This is a genomic window from Candidatus Thiodiazotropha endolucinida, assembly GCF_001715975.1.
Lineage (GTDB): Bacteria > Pseudomonadota > Gammaproteobacteria > Chromatiales > Chromatiaceae > Thiodiazotropha > Thiodiazotropha endolucinida.
The window spans coordinates 113,331-131,266 of record NZ_MARB01000006.1 but is presented as its reverse complement, the minus strand read 5'-3'; the positions used below and the strand labels follow the sequence as shown (position 1 = coordinate 131,266).

16 protein-coding genes and 1 pseudogene are annotated in these 17,936 nt (G+C 51.8%); 7 read left to right on the top strand and 10 right to left on the bottom strand.

All coding sequences use genetic code 11. The annotated features are described in order from the left end of the window. Positions 1-9: 9 nt before the first annotated feature. The 7 genes from CODIS_RS06760 to rluD form a co-directional block, all read right to left on the bottom strand. A complete protein-coding gene (locus CODIS_RS06760) occupies positions 10-1,299 on the bottom strand; it encodes an HD-GYP domain-containing protein (protein ID WP_069122668.1) in 1,290 nt (429 codons plus the stop codon). Between the two features lie 474 nt (positions 1,300-1,773). Beyond that, a complete protein-coding gene (locus tag CODIS_RS06755) occupies positions 1,774-3,099 on the bottom strand; it encodes a UDP-glucose dehydrogenase family protein (RefSeq protein WP_069122665.1) in 1,326 nt (441 codons plus the stop codon). A 74-nt stretch (positions 3,100-3,173) separates the two neighbouring features. Continuing rightward, positions 3,174-3,860, bottom strand: a complete 687-nt coding sequence (locus CODIS_RS06750; RefSeq protein WP_235615149.1) for a lysophospholipid acyltransferase family protein — start codon at positions 3,858-3,860, stop codon at positions 3,174-3,176. Positions 3,861-4,207: 347 nt separating this feature from the next. Beyond that, on the bottom strand, positions 4,208-4,726 hold the full coding sequence (def, locus tag CODIS_RS06740; protein ID WP_069122658.1) for a peptide deformylase: 519 nt from the start codon (positions 4,724-4,726) through the stop codon (positions 4,208-4,210). Positions 4,727-4,730: 4 nt separating this feature from the next. Then, positions 4,731-5,249, bottom strand: a complete 519-nt coding sequence (locus tag CODIS_RS06735) for a glycine cleavage system transcriptional repressor (protein WP_069122655.1) — start codon at positions 5,247-5,249, stop codon at positions 4,731-4,733. A gap of 98 nt (positions 5,250-5,347) precedes the next feature. Next, a complete protein-coding gene (gene pgeF / locus CODIS_RS06730) occupies positions 5,348-6,079 on the bottom strand; it encodes a peptidoglycan editing factor PgeF (protein ID WP_069122651.1) in 732 nt (243 codons plus the stop codon). Beyond that, complete coding sequence (gene rluD, locus CODIS_RS06725; RefSeq protein WP_069122648.1) at positions 6,076-7,047, bottom strand: 23S rRNA pseudouridine(1911/1915/1917) synthase RluD; 972 nt, start codon at positions 7,045-7,047, stop codon at positions 6,076-6,078. The genes pgeF and rluD overlap by 4 nt, the downstream gene beginning before the upstream one ends. Positions 7,048-7,207: 160 nt before the next feature. Between rluD and CODIS_RS06720 the strand changes: the two genes are divergently transcribed. Next, positions 7,208-8,005, top strand: coding sequence for an outer membrane protein assembly factor BamD (locus tag CODIS_RS06720; RefSeq protein ID WP_069122645.1), 798 nt, complete (start codon positions 7,208-7,210; stop codon positions 8,003-8,005). Positions 8,006-8,028: 23 nt separating this feature from the next. Here CODIS_RS06720 and CODIS_RS06715 read toward each other — a convergent pair whose 3' ends face one another. Together CODIS_RS06715 and CODIS_RS06710 are read right to left on the bottom strand one after the other, a co-directional pair. Further along, the gene (locus CODIS_RS06715) at positions 8,029-8,367 is read right to left on the bottom strand and encodes a P-II family nitrogen regulator (RefSeq protein WP_069122638.1); all 339 of its coding nucleotides are present in this window, start codon (positions 8,365-8,367) and stop codon (positions 8,029-8,031) included. Between the two features lie 344 nt (positions 8,368-8,711). Beyond that, entirely contained in the window at positions 8,712-10,328 is a 1,617-nt protein-coding gene (locus CODIS_RS06710) for an NAD+ synthase (protein ID WP_083220594.1), read from the bottom strand. A 225-nt stretch (positions 10,329-10,553) separates the two neighbouring features. On the opposite strand from CODIS_RS06710, the gene CODIS_RS06705 reads away from it, so the two are divergent. Genes CODIS_RS06705 through CODIS_RS06695 form a run of 3 tightly spaced genes read left to right on the top strand, consistent with a single transcriptional unit; the run spans position 10,554 to position 13,794 of the window. Beyond that, positions 10,554-10,790 carry a PP0621 family protein gene (locus tag CODIS_RS06705; RefSeq protein WP_069122628.1) on the top strand — a complete coding sequence of 79 codons (237 nt, stop codon included), beginning with the start codon at positions 10,554-10,556 and terminating at the stop codon, positions 10,788-10,790. Positions 10,791-10,795: 5 nt separating this feature from the next. Then, the gene (locus CODIS_RS06700; RefSeq protein ID WP_083220593.1) at positions 10,796-12,442 is read left to right on the top strand and encodes a sensor histidine kinase; all 1,647 of its coding nucleotides are present in this window, start codon (positions 10,796-10,798) and stop codon (positions 12,440-12,442) included. Continuing rightward, entirely contained in the window at positions 12,439-13,794 is a 1,356-nt protein-coding gene (locus CODIS_RS06695) for a sigma-54-dependent transcriptional regulator (RefSeq protein ID WP_069122625.1), read from the top strand. Before CODIS_RS06700 ends, CODIS_RS06695 begins: the two co-directional genes overlap by 4 nt. Positions 13,795-13,852: 58 nt before the next feature. Here the strand turns inward: CODIS_RS06695 and CODIS_RS21700 are convergent, their stop codons facing one another. Then, positions 13,853-14,059 carry a transposase gene (locus CODIS_RS21700; RefSeq protein ID WP_162420152.1) on the bottom strand — a complete coding sequence of 69 codons (207 nt, stop codon included), beginning with the start codon at positions 14,057-14,059 and terminating at the stop codon, positions 13,853-13,855. Between the two features lie 523 nt (positions 14,060-14,582). Between CODIS_RS21700 and CODIS_RS06690 the strand changes: the two genes are divergently transcribed. The 3 genes and pseudogenes from CODIS_RS06690 (at position 14,583) to pilB (ending at position 17,933) form a co-directional block, all read left to right on the top strand. Then, the gene (locus CODIS_RS06690) at positions 14,583-15,086 is read left to right on the top strand and encodes a pilin (RefSeq protein WP_069122623.1); all 504 of its coding nucleotides are present in this window, start codon (positions 14,583-14,585) and stop codon (positions 15,084-15,086) included. 212 nt (positions 15,087-15,298) lie between these two features. Then, positions 15,299-15,955, top strand: coding sequence for a hypothetical protein (locus CODIS_RS06685; protein WP_154723035.1), 657 nt, complete (start codon positions 15,299-15,301; stop codon positions 15,953-15,955). 261 nt (positions 15,956-16,216) lie between these two features. Next, a pseudogene (gene pilB, locus CODIS_RS06680) lies at positions 16,217-17,933 on the top strand (type IV-A pilus assembly ATPase PilB). Positions 17,934-17,936: the final 3 nt, after the last annotated feature.

Genomic DNA, 17,936 nt, shown 5'->3' with positions numbered 1-17,936 from the left:
CAGGACCTATTACTGGGAAAGTAAACCTGCACTATACAGGGCCAAATCCGTATGCCTCAGCCATTTCGTGAGTGGTTGCTGTTCCTGTTCGGGCACTCCATCCTTGACCCAGCGCCTCAAGGCTTCTCTGGCGGTGCTTTGCACCAGGTAGATCATCTCTCTGACCAGGGCATCCAGTTCCGAGAGCGCCCTCTCTTCGTCACCGATGATGTTCAGCAGCTTGGCGGGGGCACGCAGATCAAAACCACATCGTTTCGCCATGCCTGTCAGGCGTTTCAACTGCTGTACGATGAACATGGCCATTTCGTCGTTACCGCTCACATCGATCGCATCCGCACCCTGCAATATGTCGTTCAGGAGCTTCATCCTCGCCTGCAGAATTGTCTTATTGATGCTACCTGTCGCAGATTCTTTCTCCATTGCCCCATCGATACGTTTTGCCGCTTCGATCAAAGGCACAATAATATCCTTACCAAAGCGTTCGGAATTGAATCTCAACACCTCTGCGGTGGAGAAGAGTCTGCCGCTGCTGTTTTGACGCTCCAGCCGAATCGCCGTGAAAAGTTCAGCTGCGCCGAGCACCCGGGCGGCTGGAGTCACATCATTACCTGACAATGCATTGGGATAGCCGCTGCCATCGAGCCTTTCATGATGTTGATGTACCGCCTCGCTGATGCGGGGATGGTAGCTTGGGAACAGTTTCAGAAATTGATATGCAATCGTGGGATGGGAATAGATCTGTTGATGCTGCGCCATGCTCAAAGGCTGGCGACTGGTAAAGATCGAGGATTCCAGATGCATCTCCCCAAGATCAAGAAAAAGCGCAGCCGTCGCCAGCTCCTGCCTGTCGTCAGCGGGCCATCTCAAGCGGGAAGCGACATACAGTGCAATCAATGCGACACGCATCATGTGATGATAACGGTCAACGCAGCATTCCCGGCAAACCGTCAACTTGAATCCCAATTGTGGCTCCAGTGGGACAGTCCCCAGAGGGGTCAGCAGATCTCTCTGGATCAAGCGCCGATCTATGGCCTTTTCGAGTTCAGGTTCATCATGCAGTAACCGCTTGCCGTCGCGCATCAGCTTTTCAGCCGTTACCCTATTCTCCACAGCCAACGAAAAGTCCAATGGTCGCAGTAGCTTATGACCTGCCAACCGATCATATTTCGAGCTATCCACCAATTCACCCCGCTTCACCAGAGCAATCCCCCGGTCACTCCGTATATCATCAATGGCCGTTACCTGGCGCAGATCGCCAAGTTCTGTGACCAGCTTGATGTAGGGATCGGGATGTATCACTGAATCCGTTTGCCTGGAGTGAGGAGTTCCTTATTAAGTAGCGACAGGGAGTACGCTTACTTTACTGCATGCAGGCGACCTCAAGCAGAGCGACGGAGCCTCATGGAAAGGTCGGATGAAACCCTCTCCAGCGCTCATCTCACCCACAGCTGTTTACTCCCCTCACCCTGCCACTCTAGCGCAGTAACGTGCGTTAAAAAGTAAGCCGCGAATAGACGCAAATTTAATTATAAGTCCGCGAATGAACGCAAATGAGCGCAATTATGGTGTTTTTTCTGCCCTGCATGGATCGATAGGACAGCAACCTGCAGCTTTCACGACACCCCCTGGATGGTGAGGGAACCCGTTTAATGACTCAAGTGTGGAAATGAGAAGATATTTGCGCTCATTCGCGGTCTTTTTAAATCATTTGCGTCTATTTGCGGCTTACTTATAAAAACACCTTCCTTGACAACAGGGAGTCAGGTGGGGCAATCAATCACCCCGGCCGATGGCGTAGTAGCTGAAACCGGCCTCTTTGAGACGTTTGGGATCATAGATATTGCGGCCATCGAATATGACGGGCTCACTGAGGGCGAGTTTGATCTGTTCGAAATCGGGACTGCGAAAGACCTGCCACTCTGTTACCACTATCAGGGCATCAGCACCTCTGAGTGTACTCTCCTGGTCGCTGCAGTAGACCAGATCCTCGCGTTCACCATAAATTCGGCGACACTCCTCCATCGCTTCCGGATCGAATGTCTGAACCTTCGCCCCGGCATCCCACAACGCCTCGATCAGCACCCGGCTGGATGCCTCACGCATATCGTCGGTGTTCGGTTTGAACGAGAGTCCCCAGAGGGCAAAGGTCTTGCCCTTCAGCTCACCCGAATAGTGACGGCTGATCTTATCGAACAACACCCGTTTCTGGCGATAGTTCACTGCCTCCACCGCCGTCAACAGTTGGGCATCGTAATCCACTTCCCGGGCAGTGCGCTCCAGCGCATTGACATCCTTTGGGAAACAGGAACCGCCGTAGCCGCACCCCGGATAGATGAAGTGATAGCCGATACGGGAATCCGCGCCGATACCATGTCGCACCTGTTCGATATCGGCGCCCAGCCTCTCCGCCAGGTTGGAGAGTTCGTTCATAAAACTGATCTTGGTGGCGAGAATGGCATTGGCGGCGTATTTGGTCAGCTCGGCGGAGCGGATATCCATGGCGATCAAGCGGTCATGATTCCTGTTGAAGGGGGTATACAGGGCACGTAGGGGCTCGGTTGTTCTCGGATTGTCGGTACCGATGATAATCCGGTCAGGCTTCATGAAATCGTCAAGGGCGGCGCCTTCCTTGAGAAACTCAGGATTGGATACCACATCGAATTCCACCTGTTTACCCTGTGCACGCAGGGCCTCATTGACGCGTTCTCTCACCTTATCCGCGGTGCCCACGGGAACAGTGGATTTATCCACGATGATCCGGTAGTCATCCATGTGTTCCGCAATCGATGCCGCCACTGCCAACACATACTGGAGATCCGCCGAGCCGTCCTCGTCAGGTGGCGTGCCGACTGCGATAAACTGGAACAACCCGTGCGCCACCGCCTCGGCGGCGTCGGTGGTGAAATGCAATCTTCCCGCCTTGGCGTTGCGTTCCACCATGGCCTCAAGACCCGGTTCATATATCGGTATCTCACCCTGCTTGAGCATCGCTATCTTTCGCTCATCCACATCCATGCAGACGACGTCGTTTCCGACCTCTGCCAGACATGCTCCGGTAACCAAACCGACATACCCTGAACCAAAAACTGTAACTTTCATTGTTAACCCTTGGGAGGACCCACCTCAAAAATAACGCACAATCATACTTGCTGAGTAATCGGGAGGCCAGACATTCAACACTGAGGTATTTGATCCAAGGCGCATTGGATCGCCTGATTCAGGCTGTCTGGCGATTGACCGGTCGCTTCGATCACGGGAAGCGGATGTATCTGCGCATGTCCGCGCATGAAAACCGGCATCATCACACCACCCTGGCCACTCACGCCAGTGATACGCAACGGGACCAGAGGCAGCCCGGTCAACGCTGCCAGACGGGCGGCTCCGGCCTTTATCTTACGTGGCGGATCGCTGTCAAGATGGATCTTGCCGTGGGGAAAGAGCGCCACTATCTCGCCGTCGCGCAACGCCTTGATCGCCTGACGCATCGCTTTCTCCGGTGAGTTCTCCCGATCCACGGGAATACAACCCACCGCGCGGAACAGCCACTGCAAGCCAAATCGCTCATACTGCTCTCTGGCAATGAGAAAGCGCAGGGGCCGGTTGCTGGACGCCAACATCAACAGTGGGTCGAGCCCGGAGATGTGATTGGATACTACGATCGCACCGTCTGTTTGCGGCAACCGCAATTCAGTTTCTGGCAGTCGATGATAAACATGGCAAAACAGGCGGTTGAACCCATCCAGCCAGTTCAACCAGGCGACGCCCCATTCGGCTCGCTGAGCTTCACGGCAACGCCTGTTCAATCCGGCTATGGTCATGACCACGGCAAGCAGCAGTATTGTCAGTATGAATGTATTCACTGTTGAAGTGGCTTCACTTTCTCTTTTTGTTAGTGCTTACCCTGCCCAAGGTAATAAAACACAAATAAACAAGCCGCAAATAGACGCCAATCACCGCAAATCAAGTCAAATTATCTGCCGTGAGAAAAAGTTGTCCAATGAAATGCTTTGCATACACCAGCGCTCGATAAGCTCGAGGAGGTTGACTGAAATAGATGACCAGGTAAAGGATCGCATGTTCGCCATACACATGGTTATATCATTTACGATGGTTTGCGGTGATTGGCGTCTATTTGCGGCAATACATTCTTGATCCGTTGATTGCTCCGGGATTTAATCATCCCACCCGCTCGCTGAGCTTCCACCTCTCACTTTTTACCGCCCTTCTGATAGACCTTGCGTTGAAACAGGTCAGTGCGGCGGCTCACCAGGCGGTCGATAAAGAGTATGCCATCGAGATGGTCCACCTCATGTTGCAGCGCCCGCGCTTCAAACCCTTCCATCTCGAATTCGTGATCCTCTCCCTGAGGATCCTGCGAGCGCACTTTTATTCGCTCCGCACGAATTACATTCCCGGTATAATCGGGGACTGAAAGACAACCTTCACGACCGAGCTCGAAGCCGTCCCATTCGGTGATTTCCGGGTTTACCAGAATCAGGTAACCATGGTTCGGCACCGGTTTTCTGGTGGTGGAACAATCCAAAATAACGATACGTTGAGACCTTCCCACCTGGGGGGCTGCGATACCGACGGCGGCCGGTCCCGCCTGGCGCGTCTCTTCCAGATCGGCAATGAATCCATGCAGCTCATCATCGAAGCGGACCACCTCATCCGCCAGCTGCTTGAGTCTCGGGTCCGGCAGCTTCAATATTTCCAATATCGCCATGAGGTCAACCGATCAAGGTCTCTACGGAAGATATGTGAACATCGATGTCCTCCACCGCAAGGGGTTGCAACGCCGATTCGAGTGTCTCGATTTCGGCCTCCGCATAGCCCTGTATGGTCATGATGTAGACAGGCTTCTCCGAATCACCTACCACATCCGATGCCAGCTCAAGGATATTGAAGCCACACTCGGCGAGGGCTCCGGTCACTTTTGCCACGATACCGGCGCGATCCGCGCCGTTGACCCTGACCTGGAAATTGGGTACCCGGTGCCGATGCAGACCGCCATGTATCGGGTCGATATGAAATTTGAGTTGCAGCCGATCCGCCACAGGTGCAATCAGGTTTGTCAGGGTCTGTTCAGCGTGCCCCCCATCGACCATCATCATGATGGAGAAGTTACCACCCAAACGAATCATCGAACTCTCCCCCAGAGTACATCCGCCACGATAGAGCGCGTCGGTAACCTGGGCAACTATTCCCGGTTGGTCTTCACCCACCAGGGTCAGCATCAGCCAATTCATTTTCACTCCTCAAAGTTCATGATGAGACACTCCCGCATGCAGGATAAATGAGTGCCGGTTGTTGGTCCAGAAACAGATCCCGTTTTGAATCAGGTAATCTAATCGCGCCAAATCATCGCAGCCATTCGACCAGTCACTCCGTCACGGCGGTAGGAGAAGAAGAGCCTGTCCTGGGTTAAGGTACAATATTCTCCGCCGGTGATGAACTCCACCCCGGCATCGGTGAGGCGCATGCGGGCCAATGCATAGATATCGGCCAGCCAGTGCCCCGGACGATTGTTAGTGAATGACTGGGCTGACGCTTGCCGATAGGCGATGAAACGGTCGCGAACCTCATCCCCAACCTCGAATGCTGCCGCTCCAATGGCGGGTCCAAGCCACACTACCAGCTCTTCCATGGGGCTCTGGAAGCGCTGCAATGCGTTTTCGATCACACCCGCCGCCAAACCTCGCCAACCCGCATGCACGGCACACACCTCATTACCCTGTCGATCGGCGATCAAGAGCGGCAGGCAATCGGCCGTGAGTACGGCACAGACAACACCGGGTTGGTCGGTATAGACGGCATCGGCCTGGCATCCGGGATTGGCGCTGTCTGGGGAGACCACTGAACATCCATGCACCTGACTGAGCCAAAACGGCTTATCGGGCAACCGGCATTCCCGTGCCAGCAACGCTCTGTTTCGAGCCACACTGGCCGGGTCATCGCCCACATGGTCGGCCAGATTGAGGCTGTCATAAGGCGCGACACTGCATCCTCCCTGGCGCGTGGTAACCAATGCCTTCACATTCGACGGTGCGGGCCATGCAGGCTGCAGCACATCGATCATAATCCGGCATCCTCGGCAAGGAGATCGATCATTTGTTGCATATCGGCAGGTACAGGCGCCTCCCAGGCGACCTGCTCACCCGTCTCCGGGTGGATCAGTTCAAGCCGGGTGGCATGCAGCGCCTGACGCCTGAATCCCTTGATCGCAGCCGCCAGCTCATCGTTGATAGCCGATGGCAGCTTAAGCCGCCCTCCATACAGTGGATCACCCAGAAGCGGATGGCGGATGTGGCGCATATGGACACGAATCTGATGGGTGCGGCCGGTCTCCAATCTGACCCGCAACAGCGTATGGGCACGGAAACGCTGCTCGATTCGATAGTGTGTGACCGCATGCTTTCCCGTCTCGTGGACTGTCATGCGCAGGCGGTTGACCGGGTGCCTGCCGATCGGCGCATCGACTGTGCCGCCGGCGATCATTTCCCCCTGCACGATCGCCAGATACTCTCTCTTAACGCTCCGCGCCTGTAACTGCCCGACCAGCGCATGCTGCGATTGCAGGGTTTTTGCAACCACCAGTAGACCGCTGGTCTCTTTATCAAGGCGGTGAACGATACCGGCTCTGGGGATCTGTTGCAGGGGCCGGTAATGGTTCAACAAACCATTCAACAGGGTACCGTCAGGATTACCCGCCGCAGGGTGCATCACCAATCCGGCGGGCTTATTGATCACCAGCAGATGCTCATCTTCATAAACAAGGTCGAATTCGATCGCTTGCGCTTCTGCCTCCACCTCATCCTGCGGTATCGGCCGAAGATTGATCAGCTCTCCCCCGCGGATCCGCTGCTTGGCCTTGCAGGGACGCCCATCCAGCTCCACCAGGCCCAGTTTTATCCAGTGTTGCAGACGGCTGCGGGAGAACTCGGGGAATTGATCGGACAACACCTGATCGAGCCGGCTGCCTGCATACTCTTCAGGGATCACCACTGAGCGGGGAGGAACTTTATCAATGAAATTGGCGTCCGACATAGATGATCAGTATTGTCCCATTGAGGTGCCAGTTTTACAAAATCAGCCGTTTCAACCACACTACGCACTTCAATGAAGCCTTCAAAGACGGGTTATACCCCTTTACGCGTTCCGTTATACTTCAGCGTTTATCAAAAAAGCCCTAGGTATTGATTTAGCCATGCTCCGGAAGTTCTCGATCATCACCCTTGTCACGCTGTTGCTGAGCGGCTGTTCCATGCCGGATCAGATCGATTTAACAAAAAGCTGGAGTGCCAGCCAATTCTATTCAGAAGCCAAAAGCGCGCTGATGGATGGCGATTATGATGAAGCGATCAAGCACTATAACGGATTGCAGGCACGCTTTCCCTTTGGCCGGTACGCCACCCAGTCACAGCTAGACATCATCTATGCCCACTATAAGAACAGTGAGCCGGAATCGGCGATCATGGCGGCGGATAGATTTATCAAATTGAATCCCCAGAGCCCATATGTCGATTATGCCTACTATATGAAAGGCATCACCAACTATAACCGGAACCAGAGTATCTTCAGCCGGATACTCCCATCCGATCCATCCGAGAGAGATGCCGGTGCAGCACTCGATGCCTTCAATGACTTCGACAAACTCGTACGCCGTTATCCCGACAGCAGGTATTCAGCAGACGCGCGACAGAGGATGCTCTATCTCAGAAACAACCTGGCAAAATATCAGATACACATCGCGGAATACTACATGCGACGGGGTGCTTATCTGGCGGCCGCCAATCGGGCCAACAGGGTGGTCACCCGGTTTCAGCGCACTGATGCGATGCAAAGGGCGCTGGAGATCATGGTCGATGCCTACACAAGACTGGGTATGACCGAACTTGCAGATGATGCGAGGCGGGTATTGACCCTCAATCTTGAGAATGGCCGTTTGAATAACCCGGCTGAAATTGAAACGGAAAAAGAGGTGATCTCCAGAGAACCACTATAGCCATGACTGAGATCCTCGAAGGATCAGATTGCGGCCTCATCCTCCTCCCCGGTACGGATGCGTATGACCTGTTCCACCGGTGTCACAAAGATTTTCCCGTCGCCGATCTTTCCGGTCCGCGCAGCATTGGTGATCGCTTCGATGCAAGCCGCAACCTGATCACTGGCCACCACCAGTTCCAACTTGACCTTAGGTAGAAAATCGACCACATACTCTGCGCCACGATAGAGTTCGGTATGCCCCTTTTGACGTCCAAACCCCTTCACCTCGGTGGCGGTCATACCGGTAATACCCACCTCAGACAAGGCCTCGCGAACATCCTCCAGTTTGAAAGGCTTAATGATTGCTTCGACTTTTTTCATTGATATTCCGCTCCCAGCTGAGGAAATTCATTCTAGTTCAGTAATTGGCTCGCCGGAATTGTAACGCCCCCTGGAGCGGCGCGTCCATGCCTGCAACCGTTTCATTTTCTTGTATTAGGTACATATCCTGACGATTCAGCCCATTAAGGTGAGAGATTTTAAGCAGGTCCCTGGTGAAAAGAGGGTAATTTGCGGGCATTAATTGCACCTGTGGATCTGATTGCGCTGGAACAAGATATCGCATTCAGACCCCCGAGGGGAAATTGGTCAATCACTAAAACCCCAAAAGGGCTTATCACAACCACTTGAAAGTAAGACTAATTTTATCAAGCGGCTTTCCACTTTCAACGATTTCGTTTAGACCAGGTGAGCGGATAGCGGCGGTCTCGCCCATAGGCACGGCGGGTGATCTTTATGCCTGGTGGCGCTTGACGCCGTTTGTACTCGTTACTATCCACCATGCCGATCACACGCAGCACCGTCCGCTCATCGAATCCTGCCGCAACGATCTCCATAACCGATTGATCCAATTCAACATATCGCTCCAAAATCTCATCCAGCACGGCATAATCAGGGAGTGAATCACTATCCCTCTGATCCGGCGCCAGCTCAGCGGACGGCGCCCTCTGCAGGACCCGCCGGGGAATGACCTGTGACAGTGAGTTTCGATAGCGGCATAAGCGATAGACCAGGGTTTTAGGAACATCCTTTATCGGGGCGAATCCGCCCGCCATGTCGCCATACAGGGTTGCGTAACCCACCGACATCTCACTCTTGTTTCCCGTTGTGAGCAGGATGCGTCCTTTTTTGTTACTGATCGCCATGAGTATTATCCCGCGGCAGCGCGCCTGGATATTCTCTTCCGTCACATCGACGGCTCTGCCTGCAAATTCATCCGCCAGCATCTCCAGAAAGGCATTGAAGGCGGGCTCGATTGATATGGTGCGATACTCCACTCCCAGCAACTCGGCTTCGGCAACGGCATCCTGGTTACTCATCTCCGCGGTGTATCGGGATGGCATCATCACCACCTCCACCTGATCCGGTCCGAGGGCATCTGCCGCAATTGCCAGCGTCAGGGCGGAGTCGACACCGCCCGAAAGGCCTATAATGGCCCCGTTGAATCCATTCTTGAGCACATAATCCTTCACCCCTGTGACAAGCGCCTGATAGACCCGCTCCTCCTCCGACACAAGCGGTGCGATCATCCCGGTCGACGGTTGCGTAGGGTCCTCCTCCATGGAGAGATCGACACAAACGCTGGTCTCCGTAAAGAAATCGAGGCGCTGTATGAGCTGGCCTTCGGCATTCACCACAAATGAACCGCCATCGAATACCAGTTCATCCTGTCCACCGACCAGATTGACATAGACGATGGGAAAACTGTTCTCCCGAGCACGGTTTTGCACCAGCTCTTCACGCTCCGGCGCCTTACCGATATGAAAAGGAGAGGCATTGATATTGAGCAGCAGCTGGGCTCCTGCGGCCCGACTCATGGCGGCGGGTTCCACTTCCCAAATATCTTCACATACCGTCAGCCCGATGCGCACGCCCTGCAACTCAAAGGTTACCGCCTCCCTGCCAGGTGAAAAATAGCGCATTTCGTCGAATACACTGTAGTTGGGCAGCTTGTGCTTCTCATATTCGGCCAGGATCTCGCCGTCACGCCAGACCCCCGCCACATTGTAGAGCTCCCCATCCCTGCGTCTTGGATAGCCCACAACCAGGTGGATACCCCGCACCCGCGAAACAATATGTGCAACCGCCAGCTCCACCCGCTGGATAAAGTGATCACGCAACAACAGATCTTCCGGTGGATAACCGGTGATCGCCAACTCGGGAAATACAATGGCATCCGCCTTACCGACATGAGCCATGGCCTCATCGATTATGCGTTGAGCATTGCCTTCTATATCGCCGACCAGGAAATTGAGCTGGGCGAGTACTATCTTTAACTTCAAGGGCCAACTCCTAATCTATCACCTGAAACCATGGGTTCATTCGAGCAGATCACCATTGAAAGCCCAATCAACAACAATCCGAGTCATGCGTCAGCCATCAATCTGCATGTGATCAAATCGAAACAGACGCTGTTTTCCAGAAGCATTGCAGACTATTGCCGCGGATGTTGCAAGACCCATTCATCACGATTGACTCCTATCCACACATAATAAAGAATCAACCGGATGGGACTCAGGTATATTTTTATCGCATTGGCACTGTGGGGCGTTTTCCTCATCGGCCGCCATTTCTGGCGACAAAACCAGCTAAAAAACAACAAGTCGCAACAGATTAAATCGGTAGACAGCGTCCAGTGCGCCTATTGCGGTCTACATCTACCCAAAACCGAAGCGGTCTGTAGCGGCGATGTGTATTATTGCAGTAAAGCCCATCAGAAGGCGGCTGAGAAACAGAAATCCTGAACATCATGCTGAACTGGCTTGACTCACTCGATGATACCCTGAAAAACAGCGGCCAAGCCGACAAAGGAGCTGACCATACTCATTGGCGTTCCCTCAGCCTCTATCTGCTCTATCGAATCACCCTTTCACTTACCCTGATGTTCTTTTTCTATTCAGGCAGCGGACCTACATTTTTAGGATCAGTGGTGCCCGAGCTGTTTGCGATCACCGGCACACTTTATACCGCTTTGACCTTCGTTTCCGTGCTGTTTTTTCTCTGGCGTTCCCCTAATCCCGTGCAGCAAACCTACCTGGCCCTGTTCGTGGACATCAGCGCCATTCTCCTGCTGACCCATGCCAGTGGCGGTGTTCAGACCGGCATGGGCATGCTGATCGCCGTGTCAATCATTGCCGGCGCGCTGATTATAGATGGCCGCGCCGCACTGCTGTTTGCCGCCCTGGCGGCACTGGCGGTGATCACGGATCAAATATATATCTCCCTGAGCAAGACTTTCATATCTCCCCGCTTCGTTCAGGCCGGGTTCCTTGGCGCCGTTTTTTTCGCCACCGCCCTGCTTACCCTGGTGCTGAGCGGCCGTGTGCGGGCCAGCGAAAAACTGGCGCAGGACAGGGCCAATGAGTTGAACCACCTGGCAAAAATCAATGCCTATGTCATCCAGCACATGCGCACCGGGGTACTGGTAATCGATACCTCCGGCACCATCATCATGATGAATGATCCCGCCTGGCACCTGCTCGGCATGCCGACCACCACCAGCGGGAATCAACTGGTCAAGGCCTCGCCGGAACTCGCTCATATGTTGAGAAAACACCACTCTGGCTCGAAACGGCGTTACTACAATTTCCGATCTCAACGCCAGGGGCCCGAATTGAGGGCCCATTTCAATCCGTTAGGCGGTGAGGAGAAAGGGGATATGTTGATATTTCTTGAGGACACCTCCCAGATCACCCGAGAGGCACAACAGATGAAATTGGCCTCGTTGGGTAGACTGACGGCCAGCATCGCCCACGAGATCCGTAATCCCCTGGGAGCGATCAGTCACGCCAGTCAACTCTTCGATGAATCCCCCAACATGAATCCGGCGGACCAAAGGCTGACGGAGATCATCAAGACCAATACCGCCAGAGTGAATCAAGTCATCGAGAATGTATTGCAACTCTCCCGACGAGACCCGGGCAGTCCGGAGAAGATCCAACTTAAATCCTGGTTGAAAAAGGTCAGAAACGATCTGATAAAGCATCAAGGATTCAAGAGATCCGAGGTACTGCTGCAGATCGAGCCTGAAGACACAGCGATAACTACCGATCCTGAACAACTCAGACAGATCGTGACCAATCTCTGCAACAATGCAAGGGAGCATGGTCCGAAAGACAACCTTAGTGTACAGATCATCGGTGGAATCCTGCAGGAGTTTGATCACCCCGTGGTGGATGTCATAGACAATGGCCCCGGCATCGCACCCAAGGTGGCCAAACAGATTTTTGAGCCTTTTTTCACCACCCGCAATACAGGTACAGGACTTGGGCTATATATAGCCAAAGAGTTAAGCGAAACAAATCGTATCCGCCTGGAATACATTCCAGGACCGACAGGCGGCAGCTGCTTTCGCCTCCATTTTGACCAATGGCAATCCGGGAGCCGATCCGCATGACCCAGCCGATAGCACTGATCGTTGATGATGAACCGGACATCTGTGAATTGCTGGAAATCACCTTGATCCGCATGGGCATAGATGCCCACTCGGTTTTCGACCTGGCCGGGGCACGAAAAATACTCACCGAGCAAACCTTCGACCTCTGCCTCTCCGACATGCGACTGCCCGACGGCAACGGCATCGAATTAGTTCGGCATATTAGCGAAACCTATCCGCAGCTGCCCGTGGCCATGATCACCGCCCACGGTAACATGGAATCAGCCATCGAGGCCCTTAAGGCGGGAGCATTCGACTTCGTCTCCAAGCCCGTCGACCTTGAAATGCTGCGCAAACTGGTACAGCAGGCGATTAAGCTGGGTAAACAGAAAACCCAAAGCCCAGAACCCGATAGACCACCAAGAGGTGAACAATCCCCTATGCTGGGGAACTCGCCGCCCATGAAGCGGGTACGTGAACTCATCAAAAAGCTTGCCCGCAGCCAGGCCCCCGTCTACATCAGCGGCGAGTCGGGCACCGGAAAGGAATTAGCCGCCCGGCAGGTTCATCAACTGGGCCCGCGCGCCGATCACCCTTTCGTTGCCGTCAACTGCGGCGCCATCCCCCGGGAACTCATGGAGAGCGAGCTTTTCGGCCATAAGAAGGGCAGTTTCACCGGCGCCACCGGCGATCATCTGGGATTGTTTCTCAACGCGGACGGAGGGACCCTGTTCCTGGATGAGATCGCAGACCTGCCCCTGCACATGCAGGTCAAACTGCTGCGGGCAATTCAGGAGAAACAGGTCCGGCCGGTGGGCGGCCAACAAGAGATCCCCGTGGATGTACGCATCATCAGCGCCACCCACAAGGATCTAACCGAACTGGTGGAAAACGGTGAATTCAGGCAGGATCTCTTCTATCGCATCAATGTAATTGAGCTTCCGCTACCGCCTTTACGTGAGAGAAGTGAAGACATCCCCCTGTTGGCCCAACACTTCCTCACTCGCATGGCCCGTGAAACTGGAACAAAAAAGTCAAAGCTGTCCCTACCCGCCTTGAGAAAACTGAAGGAGTACAGCTTTCCGGGGAATATCCGCGAGCTGGAAAACATCCTCGAACGCTCCCTCACTCTGCTCGAGGGATCGGAGCTGCTTGAAGAGGATCTCCATTTGCCCGAGTACCACCAGACAAAGATTGTCCAGGCAGCCGATTCACACGAACGACCATTAGGCGATAAAATGGAACAGGTAGAGCGGGAGGCCATCATACAGGCCCTAGAAGAGACACGCTGGAACCGAACAGCGGCTGCAAAAAAACTTGGCATGACACTCAGGTCCCTACGCTATCGACTTGAAAAATTTGGTATTAACTAAGACCAACCTAAATATACGGTTAGCAGACAACTTGCATTGCTGTAATCTTAGATCATCCTCATCTAATCCTAGTGTTGTTCTGACACAACAGCTTCGGACACAGAAGTGACGTCTGGTAAAAATTCCTCTTCACTTGCAGATAATCTCCGATTATCCATATTGCTGACTTACCTTTCAGAAAACCTAACATGTGCGTTACGCTGTGCCCAGACAGAATCCTCAACAACATATGGATATGGTTTCGTATCGCAAAACTGTCTAACAACTCAATCCCTACTTGGTAACTTAACTATCTAAATATCAACCTTATTCCCTGACCTTAGCGTTCCATAGATTGCTTATTCTGAATTTCGGAATAAAACAACGAGGCATCTGCAAGAATGTTATATAATTCTGTATGCCGGAACGGCAGAGCCCTTTCATTCCTCACCGCCAGAGGCGGCGGTTTACCCAGATTTAATTAGTTAACTGCCATAAGTTGCAGGCAGACGTATTTCCTATATTTGATTTTATAAATGACATTTTTTGTCACTTTCGAACAATAACATGCGCATTATTACGTTCTATCTATTAAGCGGCACCTAATGTAGTTTCAGTCAAATAGACTAGTCAATAAATACATTTTGTCATTTAAAACAGACACATATCATGCATATTATAATAAACCAAAGGATAATGGCACGATTTCTGCGGAATAAATAGCAATCCGGTGTGAACTACGAATTAAAGATTTCATACGGATCGCCGATACTTTAGAAACAAACTCAAATGAATGGAGCTTTATACCCATGAAAAATCATCTAGGTTTTACCCTTATCGAACTAATGATTGTCGTTGCGATAATCGGAATATTGGCCGCTATTGCAATTCCCGCTTACCAGGACTACACCGTTCGTGCAAAAGTCTCCGAGGGTGCAATTGCTTCAAGCGCCTTGAAAGCAGGTGTGGTAGATATGTTTGCTGATAGAGGAACAGCTGGTATAACCGCATATCAAACTGTTATTGATGCTGAAGTTACCGCAGGTAACATTTTAACCTCCCTCATTACAGATGTTGATATTGACAATGTCGCCGCAGAAATGGGGCAAATCAGGATCACGCTTGGCGGTATCGCCCAATTGGCTGCAAACAATGTCTTGGCATACATGCCACAGATTGACAGCACTAACATTGCTGATGATAACTCACAGGGAACGATTGAATGGATTTGTAGCGCCAATCCTCCGGCAGGTAAAATCGCTTCAGCCACAACTATCGATGATAAATTTCTACCGGCAAATTGCCGTCAGTAAGGTTTAAAAAACAAGCCTATTGATACATAAGAGAAAGGGGTTATGCCCCTTTCTCTTTTTATGCGTCAGGATGAATGTACATTGCAGTATCTACAAAACATTCTTTAATGAAAATCAGAAGTTTATATTTGTATAGTTTTCGTTTCAAATCATTTAGTATTCATTTACTTGCAAGTCTAATCATTCTGTCGGTTTTTTTCATATTAACCTTCATGACCTGGTATCCTAAGCCGTTTACCAACATGATGCCAGTTTGGAAAATTTTCTGGGTACTGGTGTTTGTGTATTTGACTCTTGGCCCCTCAATGACAGCTATTATTGCCAATCCACGTAAACCCAGGCATCAATTTGCTCGGGATATCTTCATCATCATACTTATTCAAACCATTGGATTGGTGGGTGGTGTTAGAACAATCTACCTCGGCCGCCCGATTTATTTGGCTTTCGACACGGGTATTTTTTACGTAGTTACTCAGTCTGACATAATCGCTAACAATAACGAAAGCCATGATGTGGCAATGCCCAGTATTTTCCAGGGACCGATCAGCGTCTATGTAGAACTCCCCGAGGATGCAAAAAAACAAATTGAGTTAGTAAAAGACTGGCTATCTGGCAGTATAGGTCAGCCTGCATACAAACCTGAGCTATATAGATTGCTTAGTAATTATCAGGATACTGTCAATGCACAAGGCATGACATTTGACAAGATTTTACCTAGCCATAATGATGATTCCTTCCAACTTGAACAACTTGCACTCAAATATGGTAGTAATAACTTACTTTTTTACTTATTAATAAACAGTAACAGCAAAGGCAAATTGATAACCAACAAAATAAATGGTGAAATTGTAGGGTTTCTCCCAAATTAGAAAGAGATGAAGAGAAAGACATTACTTCTACAATTGATAGAAATAGAAGGAAAGGCATCATATCGGCGAGATGGTAGATTACATGTTAAAAACTAACATCACGCAATGAGGTAAACACTGGCCATAAGTGTTAGTGGTACTTAACTTATTTGCGATGGTAAAAAAATAGCTAAACTTTGATTGTTCCAGGTGTGATTCTAAATAATCTAGAATTATTGCCGATACACATTGATACATAAGTGACAATAAGATATTTAACGGATGGCCACTACTACACCACAAATAAACCTAAGCGGGCTTGGGCGCTGTTTGATCCAAGATGGCTTGATCAGTGAAGAGAAGGCTGAGTCTGCCTTTGCGGAAGCACTGAAAACCAAGGTGCCGTATGTAAGCTATCTTGTTGAAAACAATATATTAAACAGTATTGATATCGCCATTTCCGCCTCACGGGGATTTGGCGTGCCCATCTTCGACCTCGATGTAATTGACCCTGGTGTCATACCCACTGACGCAGTTGCCGAGAAGCTCGTCCGCAGCCACCATGCATTACCCATTTTTCGTCGTGGTAACCGTCTATTTCTTGCCGTATCTGATCCTACCAACCACCAGGGCCTGGATGAAATCCGATTTAATACAGGCCTCGCTTCAGAGGCGATCCTGGTCGAGGAGGACAAGCTCAAACGGGCCATCGACAAGGTCATGGAGGCCCAGGAAACCGGCATGGATGAGTTGCTGGATGCCGACCTGGACAACCTGGATATTTCCGGTGGCGATGATGAACAGGAAAACGACGAATCTAAGCTGGATGTCGACGAGGCGCCGGTCGTCCGTTATATAAACAAGATACTGCTGGACGCCATAAAACAGGGTGTTTCCGATGTCCATTTTGAACCCTATGAATACACCTACCGCATTCGCTATCGTCAGGATGGCCTGCTACACGAAGTCGCCAACCCCCCCTCCAACCTGGCCAACCGTCTAGCCAGCCGTATCAAGGTCATGTCGCGCATGAATATTGCCGAGAGGCGCGTCCCCCAGGATGGCCGTATTAAGATGCAACTCTCCAAGTCCCGCGCCATCGATTTCCGTGTCAATACATGTCCAACCCTATATGGCGAAAAGATTGTGCTGCGCATCCTCGATCCCACCAGCGCGCAACTCGGTATCGAGGCGCTCGGGTTCGAGGAGGAGCAGCGCGAAAAGTTTCTTGATGCCATCAACAAGCCCTATGGTATGATCCTGGTCACCGGCCCCACCGGTAGCGGTAAGACGGTCAGTCTCTACACCGCACTGAATCTGCTCAACAAGCCTGAAGTCAATATCTCAACCGCCGAAGACCCAGTGGAGATTCAGGTGGCGGGCATCAACCAGGTCAATACCAATGTTAAGACCGGATTGACATTTGCTGAAGCCTTGCGGGCCTTTCTGCGCCAGGATCCGGATATCGTCATGGTGGGTGAGATACGTGACCTGGAGACTGCTGAAATTGCCGTAAAGGCAGCTCAGACAGGCCACCTAGTCCTCTCCACCCTGCACACCAACGACGCCCCCCCAGACTCTGACCCGTCTGGCCAATATGGGTGTACCGCCCTTTAACATTGCATCCTCGGTATTGCTCATCATGGCCCAGCGTCTCGCCAGGCGGCTTTGCGAACACTGCAAGACGCAGGACGACCTACCCAAAGAGGCACTCTTGGAGGAAGGATTCACTGAAAAGGATATTGACACAGGCTTCGCCACCTACAAACCGGTGGGATGTGATCTGTGTACCAGTGGTTACAAGGGTCGTGTTGGTATATTTCAGGTTATGCCCGTCTCTGAAACGATGGGAAAGATCATTATGGAAGGCGGATCATCACTGCAATTGGAAGAGCAAGCGGATAAAGAGGGTGTCAATAACCTGCGCCGATCCGGTCTGCGTAAAGTTATGCAGGGAATTACCAGCCTCCAAGAACTCAACCGGGTAACCAAGGACTAATCC